This is a genomic window from Streptomyces sp. PR69 (assembly GCF_026420845.1).
Classification (GTDB): Bacteria; Actinomycetota; Actinomycetes; order Streptomycetales; family Streptomycetaceae; genus Streptomyces.
In genome coordinates this window covers 82,028-107,407 of the sequence record NZ_JAOWCB010000002.1, presented here as the reverse complement: position 1 = coordinate 107,407, position 25,380 = coordinate 82,028, and the positions used below count along the sequence as shown (strand labels likewise).

Below are 25,380 nucleotides of genomic sequence, written 5' to 3'. Positions count from 1 at the left end.
CATGTCTGAAGCCATGTTCGAGCAGCAGGCCGACAGGGCCGCGGCGCTGGACGCCGCAGACGAACTCGCCGGACGCCGCAAGCTGTTCGCGCTCGACGACGCCACCGTGTACCTGGACGGCAACTCGCTGGGCGCCCTGCCCGCGCATGTGCCCGGCCGGGTCGCCGACGTCGTACGGCGTGAATGGGGCGAGCTGCGCATCCGCTCATGGGACGAGAGCGGCTGGTGGACCGCGCCCGAGCGGATCGGCGACCGGATCGCCCCGCTGGTCGGGGCACGGGCCGGGCAGGTGGTGGTCGGCGACTCCACCAGCGTCAACGTCTTCAAGGCGGTGGTGGCCGCGGTGCGGCTGGCCGACCCGTCCCGTACGGAGATCGTCGTCGATGCGACGACCTTCCCCACCGACGGGTATATCGCCGAGTCCGCAGCCCGGATGACCGGGAAGCGGATCGTGCCCGTCGCCCCCGGCCAGCTGCCCGACGCGGTCGGCCCGGCCACGGCCGCGGCGCTGGTCAACCACGTCGACTACCGCACCGGGCGGCTCCACGACCTGCCGTCCCTGACCGCGGCGATCCACCGGGCGGGGGCGCTCGCCGTCTGGGACCTGTGCCACAGCGCGGGCGCGCTGCCGGTGGGCCTCGACGAACACCGGGTCGACCTGGCGGTCGGCTGCACCTACAAGTACCTCAACGGCGGGCCCGGCTCGCCCGCCTATCTGTACGTCGCCGAACGCCACCAAGCCGCCTTCGACTCCCCCCTGCCGGGGTGGAACTCCCACTCCGACCCCTTCGCCATGACCCCCGGCTACCGGCCCGCCGACGGCGCGGCACGCGGCCGCGTCGGAACCCCCGACATCCTGTCGATGCTCGCCCTTGAGGCCGCCCTCGACGTCTGGGACGGGGTCTCGCTCGCCGCCGTACGCGCCAAGAGCCTCGCGCTCACCGACTTCTTCCTTGAGTGCGTGGAGGCGTACGCGCCGCCCGGGCGGGTCGAGTGCCTCACCCCCCGCGAGCACGCGCGGCGCGGCAGCCAGATCGCACTGCGCTGCGAGGACGCGCCGCGGGTGATGTCCGCGCTGATCGCGGAGGGCGTCGTGGGGGATCTGCGGCGGCCGGACGTCCTGCGGTTCGGCTTCACGCCGCTGTACGTCTCCTTCGCGGACGCGGAACGCGCGGCGCGGGCGCTCTCCGCGGTCCTGGGGTGACCCCGGGGCGCGGGCGCCCTGCGGGGTGCGGGGGCCGGGGCCCTCGCCCGTGCGGGTCGCCCGCGGCCCGGGGAAACCCGCACGGCGCGCAGCGCCGCACGGGGTGCGAGGGGCGAAGCCCCCGCACGCGAGAGGGCTGGAGCCCCTACGCCCTCAGGGCGTAGGGGGAGGGTGGGAAAGAACCCGGAACCCCGCGGGAGGCGCCTGGTAGCGTCGCGGAATCGCAGCCAGAAGTCCCCTTGTCCCTGGGAGGTTTGGAAATGCCGGACCCCGTCGCCCGGGATGCCGCCGAAGCCAAGTCGCTGTTCTCGCATCCGGCCGTCGCGCCGGACGCGTCCGGCGCATACGGCGCGCACCCGGATCAGGTGGTCGACTTCTATGCGCCTCGGGACGGCCGCGAGTCCGCGCCGCTCGTCGTCGTGTTCCACGGCGGGGCCTGGCGGGCCCCGTACGACCGACGCCATGTGTCCCCGTTCGCGGACTATCTGGCGCGTACGGGCCTGGCCGTGGCCAGTGTGGAGTACCGCCGCGGGCGGGACATCCCGCATCAGGGGCGGCCGGAGGGCGGGGGCGGGGGGCCCGGCCCGGTCGCCGGCCGGTGGCCGGAGACGTTCGACGATGTCGCCGCCGCGCTGGACGCGCTGCCCGGCCTGGTCCGGGACGCACTGCCGCAGGCCGATCCGCGCCGCACGGTCCTCACCGGGCACTCGGCCGGAGGGCATCTCGCGCTGTGGGCGGCGGCCCGCCATGTGCTGCCCGCCGAGTCGCCCTGGCGGCTGGACGGCCCGCCCCCGCTCCGCGGCGTCGTCGCGCTCTCCCCGATCGCGGACTTCGAGCGCGCGGTCGAGCTTGACGTCTGCTCCGGCGCGGCGGTGCAGCTGCTCGGCGGGGAGGGCGAGTTCAAGGAGCGGCGCGTCCACGCGGACCCCGCCGTGCTGCTGCCCACCGGCATCGCGACGGCCGTCGTGCACGGCCGTACGGACATCGTCGTGCCGCCCGCCGTCGTCGAGGCGTTTGTGGAGGCGGCGGCCCGGGCGGGGGAGACGGTGGGGCTGACGTTCCTGGAGGACGTGGGGCACTTCCCGCTGGTGGACCCGGCGGCCGACGCCTGCGCCGTGGTCGCGGAGGAGATCGCCCAACTCGCCTGGTGAGCCCGTCTGGTGACCCCGCCTGGTGAACCCGCCCGGTGACCCCGCCCGGTGACCCCGTCTGGTGAATCACCCGCGGGCTTGCGGACGGGAACTGACCGCAATCCCCCCTAGCCTCGCCGCCATGGACACCACACAGACCATCCTTGTCACCGGGGCCACCGGCACCGTCGGCCGCCGCATCGCGGACGAGCTTGTGCGGCGCGGCCACCGGGTACGCGCCCTGACCCGCGACCCCGCGTCGGCCGCGGCCGCACGCCTGCCCGACGCCGTCGACGCCGTACGGGGCGATCTCACCGATCCGGCGGGCCTCGCCCCCGCCCTCGCCGGAGTCGACGCGCTGCATCTGATCACCTTCGGGGGCGAGATGTTCGCCCCGCTGCAGACCGGACCGGAGATCGTCGGCCTGGCGCGCGCCGCGGGCGTCCGGCGGATCACCGTGCTGCACGGCGGCGGGCCGAGCCCCCTGGAGACCGCCGTCCGGGACAGTGCCCTGGACTGGACCGTCGTCATGCCGGTGGAGTTCATGGCGAACGCCCTGGAGTGGGCCGAGCCGATCCGCACGGCGGACACCGTGGAGGAGCCGTTCACCGGGCGGCTCAGCGCGATGGTCCACGAGGCGGACATCGGCGCGGTGACCGCGGTCGCGCTCACCGAGGACGGCCATGCCGGCCGGGAGTATCTGATCACCGGGCCGCAGTCGCTCACCCTCCAGGACAAGGTCGACGCCCTCGCCGCGGCCCGCGGCCGGGCGATCCGGCTGGTGGAGCTGTCCGAGGAGGAGGCGCGCAAGCGCTGGGCGGCCGCGGGCCAGCCGCAGGAGGTGATCGACTTTCTGATCCAGGTGTACCGGGACACCCCGCCCGAGGGGAAGAACGTCACCGATGTCGTGGAGAAGGTCACCGGACGCCCCGCCCGCACCTTCACCGACTGGGCCCGGGAGCACGCGGCCGCGTTCCGCGTATGAGTGTGCGCGCCATGTAGTCCTCAAGGGGGACGCGGCAGGATCCGCATCGCTGGTGACGCCCGCGTCCCCTCGTGCCCGTACCGTTCGTGGGGTGACCGAGAAGACCCGCAGCACACGCGGCGCCAGAAGCCCCGAGTACGACCTGGTCAAGGGCGCGCTCGACGGGCTGCGCCAGGACCTGTTCCACGATGCCTTCGCCTACCGCCCGCTGCCGCCCCTGCCCGTAGACGGGCCCCTGATACGCCGGCTGCCTGAGCGGCTGCGGACGGCGGCGCGCTGGTTTCCGCACGCCGTCGTGGGCGCTCTCGCGGTGATCGTGCTGCTGATCGCGTTCGGCGAGGGCAGATACGGGCACTCGCTGTCCGTCGCCCTGACCGGGCTCATACCGGCGGCCGCGGTCATGATGACGCTGGTCAGGCCGGTGGGCGCCTGGTGGCTGTCCCTGGGCAGCGTGCCCGTCGTCAGCCTGCTCTCCGAATACGGCGGGGACTGGCCGTGGGCGCCCAGCTCACTGGCCGCGCATCTGGTGGTGATGACGGTGGTGGCGGCCAGGACCCGGCCGCGCATCGCCGGCTGGATGTGGGCGCTGACGGCCGTGTACGGACTGTTCGTGGAGGATTTCCTGGGCCGTGGCGCAGGCCGGGCGGCCACCGCCGAGGTGCTGTTCACCGCCGCGCTCGCGCTGCTTGTGGTCACGGTGTGGCAGGTGCGCAGGGACGCGCGGCAGGAGGTCGCCGCCCAGCAGACCGTCACCGCCGTCGAGCGGGACCGGCGCACGCTGCTGGAGGAGCGCACCACGATCGCCCGGGAGCTGCACGACGTGGTCGCTCACCATATGTCCGTGGTGGCGATCCAGGCGGAGGCCGCCCCGTACCGGGTGGAGAATCCGCCGCCCGAGCTGGAGCAGGCCTTCGCCACGATCCGGGAGAACGCGGTGGCGGCCCTCGCCGAGCTGCGCCGGGTCCTCGGTGTCGTACGGGCGGAGGACTACGAGGCCCCGGACGCGCCGCAGCCGGTGCTCGACGATGTCGACGGGCTGCTGTCGAACGTCCGGGACGCGGGTCTCGAAGTGGCGAAGACGGTCACGGGCGCGGTCCGCGAACTGCCGCAGGGCGTGGAGCTGTCCGCGTACCGGATCATTCAGGAGGCCCTCAGCAACACGCTGCGCCACGCTCCGGGGGCGACGGCGAAGGTGGAGATCAGCTATGTCCTCGGGGGGCTCGGCCTGCGGATCGCCAACACCGCGCCGCGGGGTCTGGTCAAGCCGTCGCCGGGCGCCGGGCACGGCATCACGGGCATGCGGGAGCGGGTGACCATGCTGAACGGCGAGATGACCGCGGAGCCGACGCGGGACGGCGGCTATGAGGTGACCGCCTTTATCCCCGTACCGGCGGACGGGCGTGAGGAGCGGCAGCGGTCATGACGATCCGGGTGCTGGTCGTCGACGACCAGATGATGGTGCGTGAGGGCTTCTCGGTCCTGCTGAACGCGATGCCGGACATCGAGGTCGTCGGCGAGGCGGTGAACGGCCGCGAGGCGGTCGCCAGGGTCGCCGAGCTGAGGCCCGACGTGGTGCTGATGGACATCCGCATGCCGGAGCTCAACGGCATCGAGGCCACCCGGGAGATCACGGCGCTGCACGCCGACTCCAAGGTGCTGGTGCTGACCACCTTCGATCTCGACGAGTATGTGTACCAGGCGCTGCGCGCCGGGGCGTCGGGCTTTCTGCTCAAGGACGCCTCGGCGCGCCAGCTCGCCGACGGGGTGCGGGTGGTGGCGGCGGGCGAGGCGCTGCTCGCCCCGACGGTCACCCGCCGTCTGATCACCGAGTTCTCCAAGCTGTCGCAGACGCCCAGACCGCCGGCGATGGCGCAGATCGGCGATCTGACGGAGCGTGAGACGGAGGTGCTGGTGCTGATCGCGCAGGGCCTGTCGAACGCGGAGATCGCGGAGCATCTGGTCGTCGCGGAGTCGACCATCAAGACGCATGTGAGCCGGGTGCTGGTGAAGCTGGGCCTGCGGGACCGCACCCAGGCGGCGGTGTTCGCGTACGAGGCCCGGCTGGTCACGCCGGGGTAGCGGGTCACGCCGGGGGCGGCCGTCACACCAGGCAGCGGGTCGCGCCGGGGTGACCGGCCACCCCGGGATGGCCCGTCACACCCGGCCGGCGGGTCACCTGGGGGGAGGTCACGTCCGGCTGGCGGGTCACCCGGGGGCGGGAGGTCACGTCTGGGACAGGGGGCTCCCGGCCGCCCCGTCCGCTCCGCTAGCGTCAGCCCATGGCAGACACGTTCGACCCGTGGTCACCGTCCTTCGTCGCCGACCCCTACCCCGCGTACGCCGCGCTACGCGCCCGCGGCCGGGTCCACCGCTTCGAGCCCACCGGGCAGTGGCTCGTGCCGCACCACGCCGACGTCTCCGCGCTGCTGCGCGACCGGCGGCTCGGGCGGACGTATCGGCACCGGTTCACCCACGAGGAGTTCGGGCGGACGCCGCCGCCCGCCGCGCACGAGCCGTTCCACACGCTCAACGACAACGGGCTGCTCGATCTGGAAGCGCCCGACCACACCCGTATCCGCCGTCTCGTGTCGAAGGCATTCACCCCGAAGACCGTGGAGGCGCTCGCGCCGACCGTGCACCCGCTGGCCGCTGAGCTGGTCGGCCGGATGGTCGACGCGGGCGGCGGCGATCTGCTCGCCGAGGTCGCCGAGCCGCTGCCGGTCGCGGTGATCGCCGAGATGCTGGGGGTGCCGGAGGCGGACCGGGGGCTGCTGCGGCCCTGGTCGGCCGCCATCTGCGGGATGTACGAGCTGAACCCCGGCGAGTCGGTCGCGGCCCGCGCCGTCGCGGCGTCCGCAGAGTTCAGCGCGTATCTGCGGGAGCTGATCGCCGAGCGCCGCGCCGCGCCCGGCGAGGACCTGATCTCCGGACTCATCGCCGCGTACGACGAGGGGGACCGGCTCTCCGAACAGGAGATGATCTCCACCTGTGTGCTGCTGCTGAACGCGGGGCACGAGGCGACCGTCAACACCGCCGCCAACGGCTGGCAGACCCTCTTCCGCCGCCCCGAGCAGCTGGCCGCCCTGCGCGCCGCAGGCCCCGAGGGTCCTCCGCAGGCGCTGTTGTCCACAGCTGTGGAAGAGCTGATGCGCTACGACACCCCGCTCCAGCTCTTCGAGCGCTGGGTGCTCGACGACATCGAGATCGACGGGACGGCGATTCCGCGCGGCAGCGAGCTCGCGCTGCTCTTCGGCTCCGCCAACCGCGACCCGGACCGCTTCGAGAACCCGGACGCCCTCGATCTGACCCGCGCGGACAACCCGCACATCAGCTTTGGCGCGGGCATCCACTACTGCCTCGGCGCACCGCTCGCCCGCGTCGAACTCGCCGCGTCCTTCGGCGAACTGCTGCGCCGGGCGCCGACGATGAAGCTCGCCGCCGAACCGGAGTGGAAGCCGGGCTTCGTCATCCGGGGGCTGCGCGAGCTGCTCGTCGAGCTCTGACCCCCAGAGTCCTAGAGCCCCAGCGGGTCTCCGCCCCCCCCATACCGCCCGTCTCCGCCCCGTACGCCGCCTTGGCTGTACGCCGTCTCCGCCGTGCGCCGTCTTGGCCGTACGCCGCTTCCGCCGTACCGCCGTCCCGGTCCGTCAGCGGCGGCGGCCCGCCCGGCGTCCGGGACATCCCAATCGGGGCGCGGCAGCCCGCCGGTCCGGGCGCGGCGGCCCGTCCCGGGCGTCCCGGGACCGTCCCAACCGGTGGTGGGACGCCGACCGGGCCGGAAACCATGACGGGGCGCCGCCGGGGACCCGCCGACCAGCCGCTCCCCGGCGCCGCCCGCCAGGCCCATGACCAGGGCCCGGCGGTCCACCGAAATCCGGGCCCGCCCGCCGACGCGGGACACGGCGGCCCGTGAACCGTGAGGAGCATTCGTGAACCGCATTCTCGGCAAGGCAGTCGCCACGCTCGGGGGCACGGCGCTGGCCGCCGGAGCCCTGCTCGCCACCGCCGCCCCGGCCAACGCGGCCTGGGACAACTGCCCGAAGGGCTACCTCTGCGCCTACCTGGGCATCAACGGCACCGGAGGCAACCCCGGCAAGGTGGAGGGGAACAACACCAACCTGACCCAGTACAACAAGTTCCGGAACGCCGACTCCATCTGGAACAACGGCAAGAGCTGCAACGTCCGCATCTACGGCAAGCGCAACTACACGGGCGCGTACTGGACGCTCAACCGCGGCGCCGGGGTGTACAACCTGAACACCGTCGGCAACGGCGGCCTGAAGAACGGCGTCCACTCCAACAAGTGGTGCGTCTGAGCCCAGGCGCCCCGCGTCCCGCCGCCCTGACCGGGCTGGCGCTGTGCCTGCTGGCGGTCGGCTGCTCCTCCCAGGGGGCGGCCGACCGCCTGCCGGACGGCCCCGAAGTGCGGCCGTGGTCCGGGGCCGCCCACTTCCCGGCCGCGGAGGCGACACGTCTGCACGACGCGGTGCAGCGGGCCGTGGCGGCGTGCATGGACGAGCGCGGGTTCGCCTACCGGCCGCAGCCCGCCGCCGACTCGCGCCGGGCCGCCGCCGCCAGCCCCTACGGTCTGCTGAGCCGGGCCTTGGCGAAGAGCGACGGATACGGCGTCGTCGGCGGGATGCTGGCCGGGGCGGGCGAGCCGCCTGCCGACGTCAACGCCGAGGCGGTGGCCGGACTGGGAGAGAAGCAGGGCGAGCGGTGGCGGGAAGCGCTCCTCGGCAGCCGGGACGACATGCGCGAGGTGACCGTGCCGGACGGGCCGTCCGTGCGGTACGACCCCGGCTCCTGCGAAGTACGCGGACGCGAGGCCGTGTACGGCAAGGGGTGGGACGAGGCTCTGCTGGCCGCCGAGACCGCTGTGAACCGCGTCATCGAGGCGGTTGAACAGGATGCCGGATACCGCGAGTCGGTGCGTGAGTGGTCGGCCTGTATGGCCGGGCACGGCTATGACTACGCGGATCTCCAGGCGCCGCGCGCCGCCCTGGCGGCCCGCGCGGAGCAGGCCGGCCAGGAGGCGTCGGCGCTGCGGGACGTGGGCGAGGAGGAGATCGAGATCGCGTCCCGGGACTGGCGGTGCGAACGCGAAGTGAAGCTGCACGAGGCCGCGGCCGACGCCCAGCGCCGGGTGGAGCGGGCCGAACTGCGCCGTGACCCGGAGCTGGCGCAGCGGCTGGACCGGATGCGCGCCATGAAGCGCCGTGCGCTCAGCGCCGCCAGCGCCAGCGCCAGCGCCAGCGCCGGTGCCGGTGCCGGTGCCAGCGCCGACGAGGCTGCCGGGACCGTCGCCGGGTCGCCGTCCGGGACCGGCTGAGCCCGGCTGAGCCCGGTGGGGCGGGCGTGGACGCCATGCCCGCCCCGCCACGGCACACGGGCTCCCCGCCTGTGTCCTCTGCTACTTCGTCTCCAGATCCCGCCTGCGGAACCCCGCGAGCCCCAGCCATGCCAGCCCGGCCGCCAGCAGCGTCAGCAGCGCCGGCGGCGTCCAGTCGAACTCCGCGGCCGGAGGCCGCGGGATGTGCCCGAACGGCGAGAGGTTGTTCATCCAGTCCGGGAACTGGAGCAACTGCCCCAGATAGCCCACGGCGAACGCGTACACCGGGCACGATCCACGCCGCCGCGGCCGCCTTCGGGAACCACCCGAAGAGCGCGAGCGCGACCCCGGCGGTGACCCACAGCGCCGGGGCGTACGCCAGGGCCGCGACGGTCAGCTTGCCGAAGAGCGCGCCGTCGCCGGTCGAGGCGGCCCCGACGCGCCGAAGCCGATCCCGGCCGCGAGCAGCAGCGCCGTGCCGCCGGCGGTCGCCACGGCGAGATGGCTGCCCGCCCGGCGGGCCCGGGACAGCCCGGTCGCCAGCAGCGGCTCGGCGCGCCCCGCGGTCTCCTCGGAACGCGGCCGCAGCGCCGCCATCACCACAAACACCGCCGCCACAACAGAGATCACGATCATCACGATCGAGGCGAGGGACTCCGCGACCGCTACCGGGTGCACAGCAACCAGTGGTACGAGGCCATGACCAACCGCGACCAGATCCTCAAGCGCTGGGAGGAGACCATGCGCGAGGGCGTCACCACGCTGGGGCCGGAGTCCGCCGCGGGCCGCCGGGTGGCCGAGACGCTGGGAGTTCCTCCAGTTCATGGAGCGCGAGATGGCGGCCCTCCGCGACCGCTGGCGCGAACACCGCGAGCGCCTCTTCAAACCCGGGTAGACGTCCAGGGGCTCCGCCCCCGGACCCCCTGTACGGCCTTCGGCCGTGCTGGAATTTAAAAGGCGCGCCGCAGGCGCCCTACGTCTCCGCCCCCGCCTCCGCCCGCTGCCGCGGCAACACCAGCGCCCACCCCTCCGCCCGCAGCGTCCACGTGCGCCGCCGCACCGGCCCGGTGATCTGCGTATCCGCGCGGTAGCGGAAGGCCGTCCCCGAGACCGTCACCGCCCGCGCCCGCACCCGCACCGGCTCGCCCTCCGCGCCACGGCACACGGTCACCTCGGCGTGTCCCTCGCCGGCCCGGACCCGTATGTCCTCCACCGGGTCGTGGAGATCGCTCAGCACCACCCCGTCCGCCTCCACCCGCAGCCGCGGGGCGGCACGCCTGGTGCCGCCTTCGGCCGGGGCCGGGGCCGGACGGACCAGGGTGCGCACCAGCGACCGGCAGGCATCCCAGACGGAGGGGCCCCCTCCGGCGGCGGCCGCGGCCCTCGCCGCGGCCGGGGTGGCCGCCCCGACGGATCCGGCGGCGCCGTCGGCCGCACACGCAGGCGCTGCGGGGATGCTCAGATCGCCCAGGACCACGCCGTCGCTGTCGTCGACGAGCAGATCGAGCCGGTGCGTGACCCCGTCCAGCGCGGCGCGCGCCGCCGCCACCGCGCCGGTCGGCACTCCGAGCGACCGCACAAGCTCCAACGAGGCCCCGGGCGCGCCGACGGGCACCACGGCCAGCGTCTGGTCCGCCAGCTCGCGCCCCCGGTGCAGCAGCGCCACCGTGCGCAGCAGCGCCCGGTCGTCCCCCACCACCACTGGCCTGCGTGAACCTTTCCGCGCCAGGGCCCGGGAAAACTCCTCGGGCCCCTCCGGCAGGCAGATCTTCGCCGCCGCGCCGGCGCACAGCACATCCTTCGCGATCCGTACGGACTCGCCGTCGATACGGCGGGCGACCGGGTCGATGACCACCAGGAGCTGGTCGTGAGCCGACACCTCGGTCCTTCCTCGGGTAGCATCTTTGTGCAAGAGCCCCTTGCGCTATTGCGCCAGGGGCTTCGTCTATTCCGGGGCACACCGGGTCACGGCCACAGGCCCCCTGACCTTGGTCTTGCCCCGCCCGGAAGGGGTGTACGCCTGTGCCCGCACTTGTGCTGCTCGGTGCTCAGTGGGGTGACGAGGGCAAGGGAAAGGCCACCGACCTCCTCGGTGGGTCCGTCGATTACGTGGTGCGTTACCAGGGCGGCAACAACGCCGGCCACACGGTCGTCGTCGGCGACCAGAAGTATGCGCTGCATCTCCTCCCCTCCGGAATCCTCTCACCGGGATGTACCCCGGTCATCGGCAACGGCGTCGTCGTCGACCCGGCCGTCCTGCTCTCCGAGCTGAGCGGGCTGAACGACCGCGGCGTCGACACCTCCAAGCTGCTGATCAGCGGTAACGCGCATCTGATCACCCCGTACAACGTCACCCTCGACAAGGTGACGGAACGGTTCCTCGGCAAGCGCAAGATCGGCACCACCGGCCGCGGCATCGGCCCCACCTACGCCGACAAGATCAACCGCGTGGGCATCCGCGTCCAGGATCTCTACGACGAGTCGATCCTGACCCAGAAGGTCGAGGCCGCGCTGGAGCAGAAGAACCAGCTCCTCGCCAAGGTCTTCAACCGCCGCGCGATCGAGGCCGACAAGATCGTCGAGGAGATGCTCGGCTACGCCGACCAGATCAGGCCGTACGTCGCCGACACCACCCTGATCCTCAACAACGCCATCGACGAGGGCAAGGTCGTCCTCTTCGAGGGCGGCCAGGGCACCCTCCTGGACGTCGACCACGGCACGTACCCCTTCGTCACCTCCTCCAACCCGACCTCCGGCGGTGCCTGCACCGGCGCCGGCGTCGGCCCGACGAAGATCAGCCGGGTCATCGGCATCCTCAAGGCCTACACCACCCGCGTCGGCGCGGGCCCGTTCCCCACGGAGCTCTTCGACAAGGACGGCGAGGCGCTGCGCACCATCGGCGGCGAGCGCGGTGTGACCACGGGCCGTGACCGCCGCTGCGGCTGGTTCGACGCGGTCATCGCCCGTTACGCGACCCGCGTCAACGGCCTGACCGACTTCTTCCTCACCAAGCTGGACGTGCTGACCGGCTGGGAGCAGATCCCGGTCTGCGTCGCGTACGAGATCGACGGCAAGCGCGTCGAGGAGCTGCCGTACTCGCAGACCGACTTCCACCACGCCAAGCCGGTGTACGAGTACCTCCCCGGCTGGTCCGAGGACATCACCAAGGCCAAGACCTTCTCCGACCTGCCGAAGAACGCGCAGGCGTACGTCAAGGCCCTGGAGGAGATGTCGGGCGCCCCGATCTCCGCGATCGGCGTGGGCCCGGGCCGCACCGAGACGATCGAGATCAACTCGTTCCTGTGACACCCCCGCCGTGTGGTGCGCGGCGCGCCCGCCCCGCGCACCACACGGCGAACGGCCCGGCTCGGGCCGATCGTGTTCAGCGCGTGCCGTCGTCTTTCTTCCACGGGCTGACCCCGAGCTTTCCCGTGGTGCCGAGGTCGAGTTCCGGCGTCAGCATGACCGGCCCGGCGCCGGGCTTGGGCCGTGCCCGGATGTACGGCGCGTTCACGGGGGCGCCGGCTTCCGTGGTGTTGCGCCACATCAGGGCGGCGGACGCGGTTTCGCCCGGCTTGAGGGTCACCGGCTGCGGAGGGTCGTCGAAGCCGGTCACGGTGGAGATGCCGCCGCTGCCCCGCAGGACTCTGACGCCGGAGACCGGGGTGCGGGCCTCGTCCAGGACCTCCAGAAGCGGGTAGCCGTCCAGGCGGAAGTCGCCGGTTCCGCAGTTCTCCAGGTGCAGCCCGACGACGCGGAGCCCCATGGCCGCGTCCCCGTCGTCCGCGGTGAGCCGCACGCCGGAGGAGGGACAGGGGCCGGTCTCGGCCGGCGCCTCGTCCGTGGGGACCCGTCTGACCTCCGCGATCCGCGCCTGCACGCCGTCGATCGCGTCCGGACGGTGCTCGGCGTCCAGTGCGACGGTTCCCGTCACGGTCCGGCCGGCGCCCACGGCGGGCACCGTGTGATCGGTGTTGATCAGCACCGCGCCGGACTCCGAGACGAGCGAGAAGGTGACGGTGTACGTGAATGACTCGGCCTCGCCGTTGGCGACCTCGAACGTGACGGTCGCCGGGGCCGGGTCGCCGGACCGGGGCGGTTCGCTCAGGCCGGTGATCCGCACCCCGTCCTTCTCCAGGCCGTCCGGGTCGCCGGGGAGCCCCTGGGGAGGGGACATGCGGGGCTGCCCGGCGGCGTCATCCGGCGCGCCGCCGCCGGGCGCACCGGATGTCTGCGATCCGCACGCCGTCAGAAGCACGACGCCGGCGAGAACGGCGACAACGGCGGGAACGGCTGGGAGGACGCGGGGCATGGCGGTACGCATCGGACCACCCCACCAGGATCACGGCTGTCCGGGCCATGACCGGGACCACGCCGTCTGTCACAGGTGTGTAACGGGCCGTCATAAGACCCCGCCCTGTTTACCGGGTTCCTTGCAGAAAGTCGCGGCGTTCACGCCGGGGATGAATGCATCTCAAGAGTGCTTTGAAGTGCATTGTTAGAGCGGATGTTTCTGCTGCTCGATGTACTGGCGGACGATCGCCAAGGGCGCCCCGCCGCACGATGCGGAGAGGTAGGAGGGCGACCACAGGTGTCCGTGCATGAGTGCGCGGTTGACCCGGCCGGTGAAATCCTGCCGTATCCGGCGGCGGAGGCGTCCTTGAGGCTGTTGACCAGCTTGGAGACGGCGACCCTCGGCGGGTAGTGCACCAGCAGGTGGACGTGATCGCGTTCGCCGTTGAACTCCTTCAGCTCCGCTTCGAAGTCCTCGCACACCTTGCGCATGATCTCTTCGCAGCGCGTCAGCATCTCGTCGTTGAACACCCGCGCCGGTACTTCGTCACGAAGACCAAGTGCATATGCATCGCCGAAACAACGTCTCTGCCGCGTCTGTAGTCGTTCTGCCCGTACATGAGACCAATCGTAAGTAGGATCTCTGGTCATGCGGCTCCGCTACAACTACCGGGCCTACCCGGACGCCACCCAGCGCCGTGCGCTGGCGCGTGCGTTCGGGTGCGCCCGCGTGGTGTGGAACGACTGCCTGCGCGACCGGAAGGAAGCGCACGCGGCGGGGCTGCCGTACGTGACGTCGGCCGAGCTGTCCCGGCTGCGCATCACCCAGGCCAAGCGCACCGAGGAACGTGGCTGGCTCGCGGATGTGTCGGCGGTTGTCCTGCAACAGTCCCTGCGGGACCTGGACACCGCCTACAAGAACTTCTTCGACGGCCTCAAGGGCAAGCGGCAGGGCCGGAAGGTCGGGCCGCCCCGGTACAAGTCGAAGAAGGACACCCGGCAGTCGATCCGCCTCAACGCCAACGCCTTCTGCCTCCACAGCGACGGCACGGTGTACGTGGTCAAGGTCGGCAACCTCAAGGTCAAGTGGTCCCGCCGGCTTCCGGCCGCACCCACGTCCCTGACCGTCACCAAGGACAGCTCCGGCCGGTACTTCCTCAGCTTTGTCGTGGACACCGAGCCGGACGTCCTCCCCGAGGCGGAGACCGAGGCCGGCATTGACCTCGGCCTGTCCGCCTTCGCTGTCCTGTCCGACGGCCGGAAGATCGACAGCCCGCGCTTTTTGCGCCGGGCCGAGAAGAAGCTCAAGCGCCTTCAGCGGGAGCTGTCCCGCAAGGCCAAGGGATCGAAGAACCGGGCCAAGGCCCGCATCAAGGTCGCACGCCAGCACGCCAAGGTGGCGGGCCGGCGCCGGGACTGGCACCACAAGGCTTCCACACAGATCATTCGCGACAACCAAGCGGTGTACGTGGAAGACCTCGCGGTGTCCGGTCTCGGACGCACCCGGCTCGCCAAGTCCGTGCACGACGCGGGATGGTCCGCGTTCGTCGGCATGCTGGAGTACAAGGCGGCTCTGCACGGCCGTATCTTCGCCAAGGTGGACCGTGCTTTCCCGTCCTCTCAGGTCTGCTCGGCCTGCGGATTCCGGGACGGCCCCAAGCCCCTGCACGTCCGAGAGTGGACGTGCAGGGCCTGCGGCACCGTGCACGACCGCGACCACAACGCAGCCCGCAACGTCCTCTTCGAAGGACGCCGTACCGTCGCCGCCGGACGGGCGGAGACGCTAAACGCCTGTGGAGCGCCGGTAAGACGGGCACCCGTGCCCGCACAGCGCGGTGAAGCAGGAAGCCCCCGGAAGGGGCAGACGACCCAGGCCGGAATCCCTGGACTTTAGGCCAGGGAGCACGTCAAGGCTATGTCACGCAGTTCGGCTCGGCGACTGGCAGGACCAGCCTGCGCGCCAACACGGGTGCCGGCAAACGCTGGCCGGCCTACGGCCATATCTCCGCCTACGACACGAACACCATCCTCACCGGCACGGCGGACACCCTGGACGCGGTGGTGGAGGACGACGTGTTCGAAGCGCGCGTCCGGGTCCTCGGCGCTGAGACCTACTCCACGGCCATGGGCGGCGAGATGACCGTCCCGAAGTTCCAGGTCGACAAGATCACCCGGTACAGCCGTGTGAAGTGACGCTCCGTGTGCGACGGCAGTGGCCGTCGGTGTCAGTGAGACAACACGCATCGAAAGTCCGTTCGTTATCGGGGTGATGTGCGGTAGCGTCCTCGCCAGACAGCGATCACGCCTGCCGTCGCCGCCAACGACCTTGAGGTGGCAGGCAGTTGTTCCGACTGTGCAAGGGGGATTCGATGAACAGAAGGAAGCGCGGGGCCGTCCTGGCCGTCGCTGCTGTCGCCTTCACGGGGATCGGCACGGCCGCCTTCTCGGCGACCATCACCGACAACATGTATCCGACGAAGAACACATCGTGGTCCTGCAAGGACGGGAACCTCGGTGACGGCTTCTGCAAGACCGACAACAAGACGCTGACCGTCTATCTCCAGGGGAGCCTGTCGAGCGCGGGCAAGAAGAAGGTGAAGAACGCGCTCAACAAGCAGTACAAGCCCACCGATCTGACGGTGACCTACCACAAGAAGGCCAGCTACAGCGGCAGCAAGGAAACGGACATCATCTACCAGAAGGGCTCCGTTCCGTCCGGCTACCGCGGGTTCGCCTGGTGCAATGACTCGGTGGGCAACAACAAGTGCGACCAGCACTATGTGCGGTTCGCCAAGGCAGACCCGCCGGCCAGCACCGCCTGCCATGAGACCGGCCACGCGGTCGGGCTGACGCATGGCCAGAACGCCTCGCCCAAGCTGAAGCAGAACGACTCCCGGCTGGGCTGCATGGTGACGCCGTCGTCTTCGTCGTCCCTGGGCAAGCACAACAAGTCCATGATCAACAAGACCTACTGATCCGAGGGGTGTCACAGATGCAGCTCACACGCGGCAAAATGCTCGGCGCCCTGGCCGCCACGGCGGCAGCGGGTTCGCTGGCGGGCGTATGGATCGGACTCCCGGGCGGTGAACAGGCCCGCGCGTCGGCCGGATCAGGTGCCGACGAGGTGGTCGTCGCTCACGCCGACGACGCTCTGCCGTCGGTGACCAGCACGGACTGGGTCACCCACGCCGACCAGGTCGCCGTCGTCCGCCCCACCGGAGAGAAGGAAATCCCGGCCAGCGCGGAGGAAAAGGAGGCCGGCGAGGGGTATATCGGACGGTCCGCGACCCTGAGCCTGGAACGGGTGCTGTGGTCCCGGGCGGGCGCGCCCGCCGCACCCGAGTCGGTCACACTGGATGTGGCCGGATGGACCTTCAAGGGCGACGAACGCCACAAGTTCGCCGTGCACGACGCACCGAGGCTGGAGCAGGGCCACACGTACATCGTGGCCCTGGCCCGGGAGGACGACGGCTCATGGGCGCTCCTGGGCAGCGGCGGCGTGCTGCCGTACGACGGCGGGACCGTCGGCAACGGCGAGTCCGAGGGGGCCGTTCACACCGTCCCCAACACGGACAAGGGCAGCCGGCCGCTGTCCGTCGCGGCGCGGGCGGGCGCGGAGTCCGACAAGAGCCTGGAAGAACTGGCACAGGGACGCTCGGCGGACACCCTGGTCTCCCTGCTGAACAGTGCCAAGCCGGAGCCAGGGGCGCGCTGACCCACCGGTGACACGTCCCTTCCAGTGGCCCGGCTCCCGCTCCTCTGAAGCGGGAGCCGGGCCCTTTCGCCGGCCGCGACGCCACGTGCTCCGCGGGAAGCGCGGCGATGGGCCGTCGAGTGTGCACGGGGCGCTGTGGCTGGTCGCGCCCACGTGGCGGAGCCGCACATCGATCCAGCCCCGCGCCCCTTCGGGGCGTTGGCGAACCGTGCCGGACGTCACCGTGCCCGCTCAGCCCGTGGTCGCGGCGGGAGCGGGACGCGCCTTCCGCAGCAGCTCTGTCAGCTCCCTCTCGGTCTTGCCGGTCATCTGCTCCTCGACGCTGCCCTCCACATGGTCCCCGCTCGGTGCGCTGTGGATCGTGCCTTCGGATTCCCCGGTCCCGATGGTTCCGCCGTCATACGGCAGCATCCCGCTGCTGCCGAGTGTGGACCATGAGCCGTCGTCCTCCCGGGCCAGGGCCACGATGTAGGTGTGCCCTATCTCTATGCGGGGCGCATCCCGCAGGGCGAACTTGTGGCGTTCCTCGCCCTTGAACGTCCAGCCCGCCACATCCAGCGTGACCGACTCCGGCGCGGCGGGCGCACCCGCACGGGACCACAGCACCCGTTCCAGGCTCAGGGTCGCGGAGCGTCCGATATACCCCTCGCCGGCCTCCTTTTCCTCCGCGCTGGCCGGGATTTCCTTCTCTCCGGTGGGGCGGACGACGGCGACCTGGTCGGCGTGGGTGACCCAGTCCGTGCTGGTCACCGACGGCAGAGCGTCGTCCGCCTCCGACCCCACCGTCACCTCGCTGCCGTCGCCCGTGCCGCCGCCCTCGCCATCGGCCAGGACCACCACGGCGGTGGCGACAGCGCCCGCCGCCAGCGCCGTGCCTGCCCACAGCAGTGGAGTCCGCCTCCGCCGTACGGCGCCCGTCATAGCGGTCACCGGGGACCTTGCCGCCTGCTCGCGCAGCAGCCCCTCAAGCTCGCGCTCGACTCTGCTGACGCCGACCGCCGGATCGTGAGCCGACAGCAGCTCCCGCACCTTTTGCGCGTCCCGTCCCATCCGCCGCTCCTTCGTCGTCGTCGCTTTCTTCTTCTCTGACTTCGTCCGCCGCCGATTCGGCCAAGGCCCGGTCCAGCAGCTTCCGCGCGCGGTGCAGCCGCACGGTGAAGGCCGCGCGGCTGCAGCCCATCACCTGGGCCGCCTGCGGGACGTCCAGCCCCTCCCAGGCGACCAGCAGCAGCGCCTCCCGTGCGCGCTCCGGCAGCCGGTCGAGCGCCTCGGCTGCCGCCATGCGGTCCAGCGCGCTGTGCTCCGCCGCGGCGGCGGGGCGCTCATCCGCTGACGCGAGCATCAGCTCACGCAGCCGCACCGAACGGCCCGTGGCCCGCATCGAGTTGGCCACGCTCATCCTCGCGATCCCGTACAGCCAGGGCAGAGGCTCGCCCCGGACCTCCGCCCGGCGTCTCCACGCCGTCAGATACACCTCGGACAGAGCGTCCTCCGCCTGATCGCGCGGCAGTCTGCGCCGCAGATACCGGAGCACGGACACGCTGGTGTCCCGGTACACCGCTTCAAACCCGGCCCAGTCGTCCACCGGCCTGCCCTCCCCTGTCCGAATGCCCTGCACCCTGTCTGTGTCCGGCGGAGGCGTCGGATTACAGTCCCACCTTCATGAGGTCGCGCCGAGTTCCGCGGATCCCGGCGGGGCGCGCCGGAGGGCGGCTGCCGCGCGGTGGCGCGCCCCTCGCGGGCTGCCGTACGCCGGGTTCCCCGCGACACGGACAGGAAAGGTGTCCGAAGGGCCAACAGCGCCCGGAACCCGGCACGTCGACCGGAGGTGTCCCGCCGTGACCACGACCCCCATCCCCCGCAAAGGAACGGCCCCCGGCGGCTGGCCGCTGCTCGGCCACGCCTGGCAGCTCCACTCCCGCCCGCTGGAGTTCCTCAACTCGCTCACGGCCCACGGCGACCTCGTGCGCATCGGCATGGGGCCGCACCCGGCGTACGTCGTGTGCCATCCGGACGCGGTCCACCAGATGCTGGCCGACTCCCGCACCTTCGACAAGGGCGGCCCGTTCTTCGACAAGGCCCGTGTGCTCTTCGGCAGCAGTCTGCCCATGGCCGGCTGGCGGGAGCACCGCTGGCAGCGCCGCCAGATGCAGCCCGCCTTCCAGCCCGACCGGATCGAGCGGTACGCCGTGGTCATGGGCGAGGAGATCGACCGTATGACCGACCGCTGGCGGCCCGGCCAGCGCCTGGACGTCTCCGCCGCGCTGACCACCCTGACCCTGCGCATCGTCACCCGCAGCGTGCTGGCCGCCGAGGCGGAAGACGAGGCCGTGGCCGATGTGCAGCACAGCCTGCACACCGTCATCGACGGCATCTACCAGCGGGTGATGCTGCCCCTCGGCCCGCTCTACCGGCTGCCCACCCCCGGCAACCGCCGCTACCGCCGCGCCTGCGACCGGCTGCACCGCGCCATCGACGGCATCATCGCCGAGCGCCGGGCCCGGCCCGGCGACGGAGACGATCTGGTCGCCATGCTGCTGGCGGCGCACGACGACGACACCGGCGAGCCGATGTCGGACGAGGACATCCGCGACCAGCTCATGGTCATGATCGGCGCCGGGTTCGAGACCACCGCCAACACGCTGTCGTTCGCCTTCTGGCTGATCAGCCAGCACCCGGAGGTCGAGGAACGCCTGCACGCCGAGGCCGACCGGACCCTGGCAGGCCGCACCGCCACGCCCGGCGACCTCGGCGGCCTGACCTTCGCCCAGCGCGTCATCAGCGAGGTGCTGCGGCTGTATCCGCCGGGCTGGTTCTTCACCCGCGTCACCACCGCCGAAACCACCCTCGCCGGGTGCCAGCTCCCCGCGGGCACCGCCCTCCTCTACAGCGCCTATCTGCTCCAGCACCGGCCCGAGCTGTTCCCCGACCCCGAGCGGTTCGACCCCGACCGCTGGCTCGACCGGCCCGCTGACAGCCTTCCCCGGGGCACGCATGTCCCCTTCGGCGGCGGTAACCGCAAGTGCATCGGCGACCAGTTCGCCCTGATCGAGATGACCATGGCCCTGGCCTCCGTCTGCGGGCGCTGGAGGCTGTGCCCCGACCCCGGAGCCACCCTGCACGTCCGGGCCCGGGGCACGCTCGGCCCCGGCCGCCTGACCATGACCTGCGAGCCGCGCGGCAAGGCGGCCGACGGCTGAGGCCCGCGGGCCCCTGAGCCTCACCCGAGCGGGTGAACCACCCTCGATAGGCCGGATGGCGGAGCGGCTGCGCTGGCATAGTCCATTGGCATGTGCGCCATACGGGCGCATATGCCAACGAGGAAGTGAAGAATGACTTTGCTGCTTGAGCCGCCCGTTGCTGAACCCACAGCGGTATACCGTCGGTATACTGTCCTGATGGCTGACACCACCGTCAAGGTTGACCCCGCTGTCCGCGACCGGCTCCTGGTGCTCGCCCGCGAGCGCGGAATGACCATGCGCGACCTCATCGCAGAGCTGGCCGGAGCCACGCCGACCAAGGAGGAGCTCAAGAAGCGGTACGAGGCGACGAAGGCGTACTGCGAGACGCACTTCGGCGTCACGTTCACGGACGAAGACCACGACAGGGCCGAGAAGGTCTGGCAGGAGCTGGAGGCCGCCCGGCCTGTGGACAGCCTGTGAGCCGCTCCACCGCCGTCGTGTACGACGACACCGCCCTGCTCGCGCTCGGCGCGGGCAACTCGCTTGCCTCGCAGTTCATCGCGAACACGCACCGCGGGCCCACTCGGCACGTCTTCGTGCCCGCCATGTGCCTTGCGGCGGCAGACGGCGCACGCAAGGGACTGGCCGACCACATCGGCGCTCTTCCGGCCGCGGAGATCGTCGAGCTGGACTTCGCGGGTGCGCATGCGGTCGGGGCGCTGATCCGTGACGGCGTGGAGTGGCGGATCGGCCACGCCGTCCATCTGTCCCGCCCGACCGTCGACTGGCCGGACGGACGGCCCGTGGTGACGACTCTCCCGGACCTGTACGCGGAGATGCCGCTCGTACGGACCATCCGGCTGCCCGAGCAGAACTGACACGGCCTGAGCAGAACTGACACGGACCGCGCGCGGGCCCCGGACGGCCGCCGGGGCCCGCGCCGACGCGCGCGCCGGAGGTCAGGCCGTGGGGCGGAGCACGACGCGGGCCGGGCCCGTGGCGCGCAGGGTGATGCCCGTGTCGACCGGGACGGACAGATCGACCGCGTCCAGCTCGAACTCCTGGAGGATCATCGCCAGCGCCAGCACCGACTCCAGCATCGAGAAGTGCTGGCCGATGCAGGCGCGCGGCCCGCCGCCGAAGGGGAACCAGGCGTACCGGGGACGTTCCTTCTCCCGTTCCGGGGTGAAGCGGTCGGGGTCAAAGCGCTCCGGGTCGTCCCAGTAGCGGGTGTGCCGGTGCGTCACCCACGGCGAGATGATCACATCAGCCCCGGCGGGGATCGTATGCCCGTCGATCTCCATCGCCTCCACCGACCGCCGGCCGATGACCGGGCCCGCCGGATAGAGCCGCATCGCCTCCTTCAGCACCTGTGTGATGTACGGCAGCGAGTCCAGGTCCGCGGCCGTCGGGATGCGGCCCTTGAGCACATCCGCCGCCTCCTGCCGCGCCCGTGCCTGGACATCGCGGTGCCGGGCCAGGAGGTGGAGGGAGAAGGCGAGTGAGGTCGCCGTCGTCTCATGACCGGCCAGCAGGAAGATCAGCACCTGGTCGCGGATCTCGGACGCGCCGAGTGAGCCGTCCTCCGCGCTCTCCGCCTGGGAGAGGAGAGTGAGCAGGTCATTGCCCTTGGCCTCGTCGCCCATCGCACGACGCCTGGCGATGATCGCGTCGCACACCCCGTACAGCTCGTCCGTCGCCGCCGCGGCCTTGCGGTTGAACGGCGTCGGCCAGGAACGCGGCACATTCGCGGGCGAATAGCCGCGGGTGAGGGTGTAGTCCCCGATGACGGGGAAGCAGCGCTCCACCACGTCCACCGCCTCGTCGACGTCCGCGCCGCCGAAGAGGATGCGGGTGACGGCGCGGAGAGTGAGCCGCGTCATCTCGTCGACGACGTCCACCTTGCCGCCGGGCGCGCCATGCCAGCCTGCCGTGATGACGGCCGTCTCTGCGGTTATCGCCTCGGCGTACCCGTCCACCCGCCGCCGGGTGAACAGCGGCTGCACAAGGCGGCGCTGCCGCATGTAGTCGGCGTCCTGGGCGGTCAGCAGCCCGTTCCCGAAGGACTCCCGCACCTCCTGATAAAAGGTGTTGTCCTTGCGGAAGTTGGCCGAATCCGTGGCCAGGACACGCTGTGCTCCCTCCGCCGAGAACACCGCGTACAGCTCGAACCGCAGCCCCGGGGGGCCCGCCGTGATGCGGACGACGTCCCCGTGCTCGCGGTAGGCGCTGAGGAAGGTCCCGAGCGAGTCCTTCTTGAGGTCGAACATCGAGCCCAGCAAGGGCAGCCCCGAGGGGCCTGGTACCTGCCTGCCTGTCGTACCTGTGATCGTCATGGGGCCTCCTGCGTCGGAGAGGTCAGTCCGCCCAGCGAAGGAAGGTGCTCCAGGCGGAGGGAGTGACGGTGAAGACAGGGCCGTCGGGGGTCTTGGAGTCGCGGAGGTGGACGGTGTGGGGGCAGGCGGCGACCTCCACGCAATTGCCGCCGCTGCTGTCGCTGTACGAGGACTTGCGCCAGTCGAAGGCCACTTCGATGCAGTCGCCGCCGCTGGAGCTGCTGTAGCTGGACTTGAACCACCGGAGGGTGCTGCTCATTGCTCTTCTCCTGCCAACTGCCGGATGAGGCCGAGTGATTCACGAGGGCCCAGGGCCTGTGCTCGGATCTTCGCATACCGGTGCGCGAATGTACTCACCTTCGAGGCGTCGGTGATCAGCAGGCTCTCATACTGGATCTCCAGGTAGACGAGATGGTCATGCTCCGGCGTCTCGACGATGTTCATCTCACCGTTGTCACCAGCGTGCTCGCCACCGGTGCCGCAGTCCAGCGGCAGCACCTGGAGCGTCACATTGCGTCGCTGCGCGCATTCCGTCAGATGCCGTAGCTGCTCCCGCATGATCTCGTCGCTGCCGATCGTGCGCCGCAGCACAGACTCCTCCAGGACCAGCTCGATCAGCGCCGTCGGCTCCCGGTCGAACAGCGCCTTCCGGTCCATCCGCGCTTCGACCAGTTCCTCTAGCCGTGCTTCCGAGACCGGCGGGTATCCTCCGCCGATCAGCGCCCGTGCATACGCCTCCGTCTGGAACAAGCCGTGCACGACGAACGTGGAGTAGAGCTGGAGCCGTACGGCCTTCTGCTCCAGCACCGAGTAGTTCTTGAACTGATCCGGGTACTTGTCGATGCGGACGTACGTCCGCGCCTCCTCGAAGATCCCCGTCCCGTCCCCCAGTACCCGCTCCAGCGCCACGAGCATCTCGTCGCTCGGCGGCTGCGCGCATGTCTCCATCGCGCTCACCGCCGCCGCCGAGAAGCCGAGTTTGCCGCCGAGTTCCTCTTGCGTCCACTGCTTTCGGAGGCGCATATTCCGCGCCACCTTCGCCACGAGACGCGTCGCCGGACCGGCCGTTACCTTGTTTTCCGACTTTGCCATCTGCGATCACCCCTTTGACTCAACCGGACTCAACCGGTCTCAACTGATCCCCACTCAATTCAACTCGCCCTCAGGTGAGTTACCGCAGGTCAACGACAGTGCGACGCCCTCCCGCAGTCATGGGAAACGCTAGCTCCGCGGCTTCAAACTGTCCCCGTGGATACGCAAATCAGCGACGTAAACATGGACTGGATTCCCGCGTCCGGATTTCAGCTCAGAAAGGCCGGTGTGCAATTCGACGCCGTGCGGGTCGACGGGGACGACGGTCACCGGCTCGCGGACCTTCTGGAGGAACTGACCGGGGGCGATCCCGGGCCCATCGTCATAGAGGCGTACGGGCGTCGGCCCGTCTACTTCCTCTGCCCGCCGGGTTCCACCTCCCACCGCGCCTGGCCGCGCGGCGTCACCCGCTTCAACTCCGGGCCGGGGTGCGTCAGCTACGTCCCCGTCCCCGCCCTGCGCGGCCGGACCTGGCCCCTGGCGTGGCGCGTTCCGCCGAGCGCCGCCGACCGCTTTGTGCATCCCGTCCTGCTCCGGAGCGCGGCCACGGCGGTGCTGCCAGGGGGTGGCGGGGACGCGGTCGGCTGATCAGGGGCGCTTGGTGTAGGTGATCGGGACGCCCTTCGTGCCCACCAGTTCGCGGACCAGCGACATGGAGTCCGCGGACAGCTCAAGTCGGCTCAGCTGGCCCGGCGCGCAGCTTCTCGGGTCGCCGGATGCCACCTTCGTCGGGCCGAGGACCAGCGGCGGGCCGGGGGCGGTGAGGGTGGCGGACCAGCGGCAGTCGTGGTTGGGGCCCTTGCCGACGAGGGTCATGACCTGCTCGCCCGGCTGGCCCTGAACGATCGTCATCGTCCGGGTGCTGACGCCGTCGGCGGTCTCGAAGGAACCCTCCCAGGTGCCGACGTAACTCTCCGGGACCGCGCCGCCCGACACGGGGGAGTGCGGCGGCGGGGACGACGGCGCATCCGGCCCGGGCGTCGGGCCGGATGCCGTCGTCCGGGCGGCGGCCGCGTCGTCCCGGTCCATGAAGGCGTACACGCCGACGCCCGTGCCGACCGCCACCGCCACCGCCGTCGCGAGGGCGGCGAGTGCCGCCGTCGCGCCCCGGCGGCGTGGCCGCTCAGCGGGGGGCGGCGCTGTGGGCGGGACCACCGCGGTCGGCTGCTCCGCCTCCAGCAGCTGGACGGCGTGGCGGCCCAGCTCGGCGACCAGCGCGCCCGGGAGCCAGGGCTCGGGGTCCGCCCCCGGCTCCGTACGCTCCAGGATCTCCTTCACCGTCGGACGCTCCGCCGGGTCCTTGCGCAGACAGTCCCGTATGAGCGGCAGCAGGCCCTCGGGGACGCCGGTCAGGTCCGGCTCGTCCGAGACGATGCGGAACAGCTGGGCGTGGATGCCGCTGTCCGCCGGGCCGAAGGGGAGGCGGCCGGTCGCCGCGTACGCCAGGACGGAGCCGAGGCAGAAGACGTCGGCGGCGGGGGTGACGCGTTCGCCGCGCACCTGCTCCGGGGACATAAAGCCGGGGGAGCCGACGAGCGCCCCGGTGTGGGTGAGTCCGCCTGCGCCCGAGCCGTCCGCGGCCGTGGAGGTGTCCAGGGCGCGCGCGATGCCGAAGTCGATCAGTCGGGGGCCGTCGATGGTGAGCAGGACGTTCGAGGGCTTGAGGTCGCGGTGGACGATCCCGGCGGCGTGTATGTCGCACAGTGCGTGTGCGAGGCCCGAGGCGAGGATGCGGACGGTGCGTTCCGGCAGGGGGCCGTGGCCGCGGGAGACGACGGAGTGCAGGGCCGGGCCCGCGACATAGCCGGTCGCGACCCAGGGCACGTCCGCCTCCGTGTCGGCGTCGAGCAGCGGGGCCGTCCATGCGCCGCCGACCCGGCGCATGGCGCTGACCTCCTGGCGGAAGCGGTTGCGGAACTCCTCCTGCTCGGCGAGCTCGCGGCGGACCAGCTTGACCGCGACCGTGCGGCCGCGGTCGGAGCGGGCGAGATAGACCTGGCCCATGCCGCCGGAGCCGAGGCGGCCGAGGAGGCGGTAGCCGCCGATGTGCTGCGGGTCGCCCGCTGTCAGCTGTTCCATGACCGCGCCCCCCTTCCGCTCCTCGTGTCCTC

Annotated in this window: 25 protein-coding genes and 2 pseudogenes; 17 read left to right on the top strand and 10 right to left on the bottom strand. The window is 71.5% G+C overall.

Features of this window, described 5'->3' with window-relative positions; translation table 11 throughout:
* Nucleotide 1 precedes the first annotated feature (1 nt).
* The 8 genes from kynU to OF819_RS02180 all read left to right on the top strand — a co-directional run bounded on the left by kynU (nt 2) and on the right by OF819_RS02180 (nt 8,651).
* Entirely contained in the window at nt 2–1,204 is a 1,203-nt protein-coding gene (kynU, locus tag OF819_RS02215; RefSeq protein ID WP_267241566.1) for a kynureninase, read from the top strand.
* A 260-nt stretch (nt 1,205–1,464) separates the two neighbouring features.
* A complete protein-coding gene (locus OF819_RS02210; RefSeq protein WP_267241565.1) occupies nt 1,465–2,355 on the top strand; it encodes an alpha/beta hydrolase in 891 nt (296 codons plus the stop codon).
* 121 nt (nt 2,356–2,476) lie between these two features.
* Nucleotides 2,477–3,319: an SDR family NAD(P)-dependent oxidoreductase gene (locus OF819_RS02205; RefSeq protein WP_267241564.1), complete on the top strand. Its 843-nt coding sequence runs from the start codon at nt 2,477–2,479 to the stop codon at nt 3,317–3,319.
* Between the two features lie 91 nt (nt 3,320–3,410).
* Nucleotides 3,411–4,742, top strand: a complete 1,332-nt coding sequence (locus OF819_RS02200) for a sensor histidine kinase (RefSeq protein ID WP_267241563.1) — start codon at nt 3,411–3,413, stop codon at nt 4,740–4,742.
* The gene (locus OF819_RS02195) at nt 4,739–5,398 is read left to right on the top strand and encodes a response regulator (protein ID WP_267241562.1); all 660 of its coding nucleotides are present in this window, start codon (nt 4,739–4,741) and stop codon (nt 5,396–5,398) included. The genes OF819_RS02200 and OF819_RS02195 overlap by 4 nt, the downstream gene beginning before the upstream one ends.
* 200 nt (nt 5,399–5,598) lie before the next feature.
* Nucleotides 5,599–6,822: a cytochrome P450 gene (locus OF819_RS02190; protein ID WP_267241561.1), complete on the top strand. Its 1,224-nt coding sequence runs from the start codon at nt 5,599–5,601 to the stop codon at nt 6,820–6,822.
* Nucleotides 6,823–7,248: 426 nt separating this feature from the next.
* A complete protein-coding gene (locus OF819_RS02185; protein ID WP_267241560.1) occupies nt 7,249–7,635 on the top strand; it encodes a peptidase inhibitor family I36 protein in 387 nt (128 codons plus the stop codon).
* Nucleotides 7,623–8,651, top strand: a complete 1,029-nt coding sequence (locus OF819_RS02180) for a hypothetical protein (RefSeq protein WP_267241559.1) — start codon at nt 7,623–7,625, stop codon at nt 8,649–8,651. The genes OF819_RS02185 and OF819_RS02180 overlap by 13 nt, the downstream gene beginning before the upstream one ends.
* 81 nt (nt 8,652–8,732) lie before the next feature.
* Here OF819_RS02180 and OF819_RS02175 read toward each other — a convergent pair.
* Nucleotides 8,733–9,314 (bottom strand): annotated as a pseudogene (locus tag OF819_RS02175) (ABC transporter permease); the annotation flags it as partial.
* A 310-nt stretch (nt 9,315–9,624) separates the two neighbouring features.
* Nucleotides 9,625–10,530: a diacylglycerol kinase gene (locus OF819_RS02165; protein ID WP_267241558.1), complete on the bottom strand. Its 906-nt coding sequence runs from the start codon at nt 10,528–10,530 to the stop codon at nt 9,625–9,627.
* A gap of 143 nt (nt 10,531–10,673) precedes the next feature.
* Here OF819_RS02165 and OF819_RS02160 point away from each other — a divergent pair, with 143 nt between their 5' ends.
* Nucleotides 10,674–11,957: an adenylosuccinate synthase gene (locus tag OF819_RS02160; protein ID WP_267241557.1), complete on the top strand. Its 1,284-nt coding sequence runs from the start codon at nt 10,674–10,676 to the stop codon at nt 11,955–11,957.
* Between the two features lie 76 nt (nt 11,958–12,033).
* Here OF819_RS02160 and OF819_RS02155 read toward each other — a convergent pair whose 3' ends face one another.
* Both OF819_RS02155 and tnpA read right to left on the bottom strand, forming a co-directional pair.
* Nucleotides 12,034–12,975 (bottom strand): DUF4232 domain-containing protein, encoded by a 942-nt coding sequence (locus OF819_RS02155; RefSeq protein WP_267241556.1) that lies wholly within the window; start codon nt 12,973–12,975, stop codon nt 12,034–12,036.
* Between the two features lie 174 nt (nt 12,976–13,149).
* Nucleotides 13,150–13,564: pseudogene (gene tnpA / locus OF819_RS02150) on the bottom strand (IS200/IS605 family transposase).
* A gap of 29 nt (nt 13,565–13,593) precedes the next feature.
* On the opposite strand from tnpA, the gene OF819_RS02145 reads away from it, so the two are divergent.
* The 4 genes from OF819_RS02145 to OF819_RS02130 all read left to right on the top strand — a co-directional run bounded on the left by OF819_RS02145 (nt 13,594) and on the right by OF819_RS02130 (nt 16,659).
* A complete protein-coding gene (locus OF819_RS02145) occupies nt 13,594–14,838 on the top strand; it encodes an RNA-guided endonuclease InsQ/TnpB family protein (protein WP_267241555.1) in 1,245 nt (414 codons plus the stop codon).
* A 164-nt stretch (nt 14,839–15,002) separates the two neighbouring features.
* Complete coding sequence (locus tag OF819_RS02140; RefSeq protein WP_267241554.1) at nt 15,003–15,137, top strand: hypothetical protein; 135 nt, start codon at nt 15,003–15,005, stop codon at nt 15,135–15,137.
* Between the two features lie 176 nt (nt 15,138–15,313).
* Nucleotides 15,314–15,919: a hypothetical protein gene (locus tag OF819_RS02135; protein WP_267241553.1), complete on the top strand. Its 606-nt coding sequence runs from the start codon at nt 15,314–15,316 to the stop codon at nt 15,917–15,919.
* A 17-nt stretch (nt 15,920–15,936) separates the two neighbouring features.
* Nucleotides 15,937–16,659, top strand: coding sequence for a hypothetical protein (locus tag OF819_RS02130; RefSeq protein ID WP_267241552.1), 723 nt, complete (start codon nt 15,937–15,939; stop codon nt 16,657–16,659).
* A gap of 231 nt (nt 16,660–16,890) precedes the next feature.
* Here the strand turns inward: OF819_RS02130 and OF819_RS02125 are convergent, their stop codons facing one another.
* Together OF819_RS02125 and OF819_RS02120 are read right to left on the bottom strand one after the other, a co-directional pair.
* On the bottom strand, nt 16,891–17,709 hold the full coding sequence (locus OF819_RS02125) for a hypothetical protein (protein WP_267241551.1): 819 nt from the start codon (nt 17,707–17,709) through the stop codon (nt 16,891–16,893).
* Nucleotides 17,624–18,244, bottom strand: coding sequence for an RNA polymerase sigma factor (locus tag OF819_RS02120; protein WP_267241550.1), 621 nt, complete (start codon nt 18,242–18,244; stop codon nt 17,624–17,626). The genes OF819_RS02125 and OF819_RS02120 overlap by 86 nt, the downstream gene beginning before the upstream one ends.
* Nucleotides 18,245–18,497: 253 nt before the next feature.
* Between OF819_RS02120 and OF819_RS02115 the strand changes: the two genes are divergently transcribed.
* From OF819_RS02115 to OF819_RS02105, 3 genes are all read left to right on the top strand, one after another.
* The gene (locus OF819_RS02115) at nt 18,498–19,859 is read left to right on the top strand and encodes a cytochrome P450 (protein WP_267241549.1); all 1,362 of its coding nucleotides are present in this window, start codon (nt 18,498–18,500) and stop codon (nt 19,857–19,859) included.
* 198 nt (nt 19,860–20,057) lie between these two features.
* Nucleotides 20,058–20,321 (top strand): hypothetical protein, encoded by a 264-nt coding sequence (locus OF819_RS02110; protein ID WP_267241548.1) that lies wholly within the window; start codon nt 20,058–20,060, stop codon nt 20,319–20,321.
* A complete protein-coding gene (locus OF819_RS02105) occupies nt 20,318–20,719 on the top strand; it encodes a hypothetical protein (protein ID WP_267241547.1) in 402 nt (133 codons plus the stop codon). The genes OF819_RS02110 and OF819_RS02105 overlap by 4 nt, the downstream gene beginning before the upstream one ends.
* 81 nt (nt 20,720–20,800) lie before the next feature.
* Here the strand turns inward: OF819_RS02105 and OF819_RS02100 are convergent, their stop codons facing one another.
* Genes OF819_RS02100 through OF819_RS02090 form a run of 3 tightly spaced genes read right to left on the bottom strand, consistent with a single transcriptional unit; the run spans nt 20,801 to nt 23,269 of the window.
* Nucleotides 20,801–22,177 carry a cytochrome P450 gene (locus OF819_RS02100; protein ID WP_267241546.1) on the bottom strand — a complete coding sequence of 459 codons (1,377 nt, stop codon included), beginning with the start codon at nt 22,175–22,177 and terminating at the stop codon, nt 20,801–20,803.
* A 22-nt stretch (nt 22,178–22,199) separates the two neighbouring features.
* Nucleotides 22,200–22,436 carry a DUF397 domain-containing protein gene (locus OF819_RS02095; protein WP_267241545.1) on the bottom strand — a complete coding sequence of 79 codons (237 nt, stop codon included), beginning with the start codon at nt 22,434–22,436 and terminating at the stop codon, nt 22,200–22,202.
* Nucleotides 22,433–23,269, bottom strand: a complete 837-nt coding sequence (locus OF819_RS02090) for a helix-turn-helix domain-containing protein (RefSeq protein ID WP_267241544.1) — start codon at nt 23,267–23,269, stop codon at nt 22,433–22,435. The genes OF819_RS02095 and OF819_RS02090 overlap by 4 nt, the downstream gene beginning before the upstream one ends.
* Before the next feature lie 183 nt (nt 23,270–23,452).
* On the opposite strand from OF819_RS02090, the gene OF819_RS02085 reads away from it, so the two are divergent.
* Nucleotides 23,453–23,857 (top strand): hypothetical protein, encoded by a 405-nt coding sequence (locus tag OF819_RS02085; RefSeq protein ID WP_267241785.1) that lies wholly within the window; start codon nt 23,453–23,455, stop codon nt 23,855–23,857.
* Here the strand turns inward: OF819_RS02085 and OF819_RS02080 are convergent, their stop codons facing one another.
* Nucleotides 23,858–25,348, bottom strand: coding sequence for a serine/threonine-protein kinase (locus tag OF819_RS02080; protein WP_267241543.1), 1,491 nt, complete (start codon nt 25,346–25,348; stop codon nt 23,858–23,860). It abuts the gene before it with no gap.
* Between the last annotated feature and the right edge of the window lie 32 nt (nt 25,349–25,380).

Excerpts from the sequence above, each read along its gene's own strand:
- kynU (WP_267241566.1), top strand. The coding sequence starts at position 2 with ATGTCTGAAGCCATGTTCGAGCAGCAGGCCGACAGGGCCGCGGCGCTG.
- OF819_RS02195 (WP_267241562.1), top strand. The coding sequence starts at position 4,739 with ATGACGATCCGGGTGCTGGTCGTCGACGACCAGATGATGGTGCGTGAG.
- OF819_RS02085 (WP_267241785.1), top strand. The coding sequence starts at position 23,453 with ATGGACTGGATTCCCGCGTCCGGATTTCAGCTCAGAAAGGCCGGTGTG.
- OF819_RS02210 (WP_267241565.1), top strand. The coding sequence starts at position 1,465 with ATGCCGGACCCCGTCGCCCGGGATGCCGCCGAAGCCAAGTCGCTGTTC.
- OF819_RS02155 (WP_267241556.1), bottom strand. The coding sequence starts at position 12,975 with ATGCGTACCGCCATGCCCCGCGTCCTCCCAGCCGTTCCCGCCGTTGTC.
- OF819_RS02190 (WP_267241561.1), top strand. The coding sequence starts at position 5,599 with ATGGCAGACACGTTCGACCCGTGGTCACCGTCCTTCGTCGCCGACCCC.
- OF819_RS02130 (WP_267241552.1), top strand. The coding sequence starts at position 15,937 with ATGCAGCTCACACGCGGCAAAATGCTCGGCGCCCTGGCCGCCACGGCG.
- OF819_RS02090 (WP_267241544.1), bottom strand. The coding sequence starts at position 23,269 with ATGGCAAAGTCGGAAAACAAGGTAACGGCCGGTCCGGCGACGCGTCTC.
- OF819_RS02135 (WP_267241553.1), top strand. The coding sequence starts at position 15,314 with ATGAACAGAAGGAAGCGCGGGGCCGTCCTGGCCGTCGCTGCTGTCGCC.
- OF819_RS02100 (WP_267241546.1), bottom strand. The coding sequence starts at position 22,177 with ATGACGATCACAGGTACGACAGGCAGGCAGGTACCAGGCCCCTCGGGG.
- OF819_RS02095 (WP_267241545.1), bottom strand. The coding sequence starts at position 22,436 with ATGAGCAGCACCCTCCGGTGGTTCAAGTCCAGCTACAGCAGCTCCAGC.
- OF819_RS02110 (WP_267241548.1), top strand. The coding sequence starts at position 20,058 with ATGGCTGACACCACCGTCAAGGTTGACCCCGCTGTCCGCGACCGGCTC.
- OF819_RS02205 (WP_267241564.1), top strand. The coding sequence starts at position 2,477 with ATGGACACCACACAGACCATCCTTGTCACCGGGGCCACCGGCACCGTC.
- OF819_RS02145 (WP_267241555.1), top strand. The coding sequence starts at position 13,594 with ATGCGGCTCCGCTACAACTACCGGGCCTACCCGGACGCCACCCAGCGC.
- OF819_RS02080 (WP_267241543.1), bottom strand. The coding sequence starts at position 25,348 with ATGGAACAGCTGACAGCGGGCGACCCGCAGCACATCGGCGGCTACCGC.
- OF819_RS02125 (WP_267241551.1), bottom strand. The coding sequence starts at position 17,709 with ATGGGACGGGACGCGCAAAAGGTGCGGGAGCTGCTGTCGGCTCACGAT.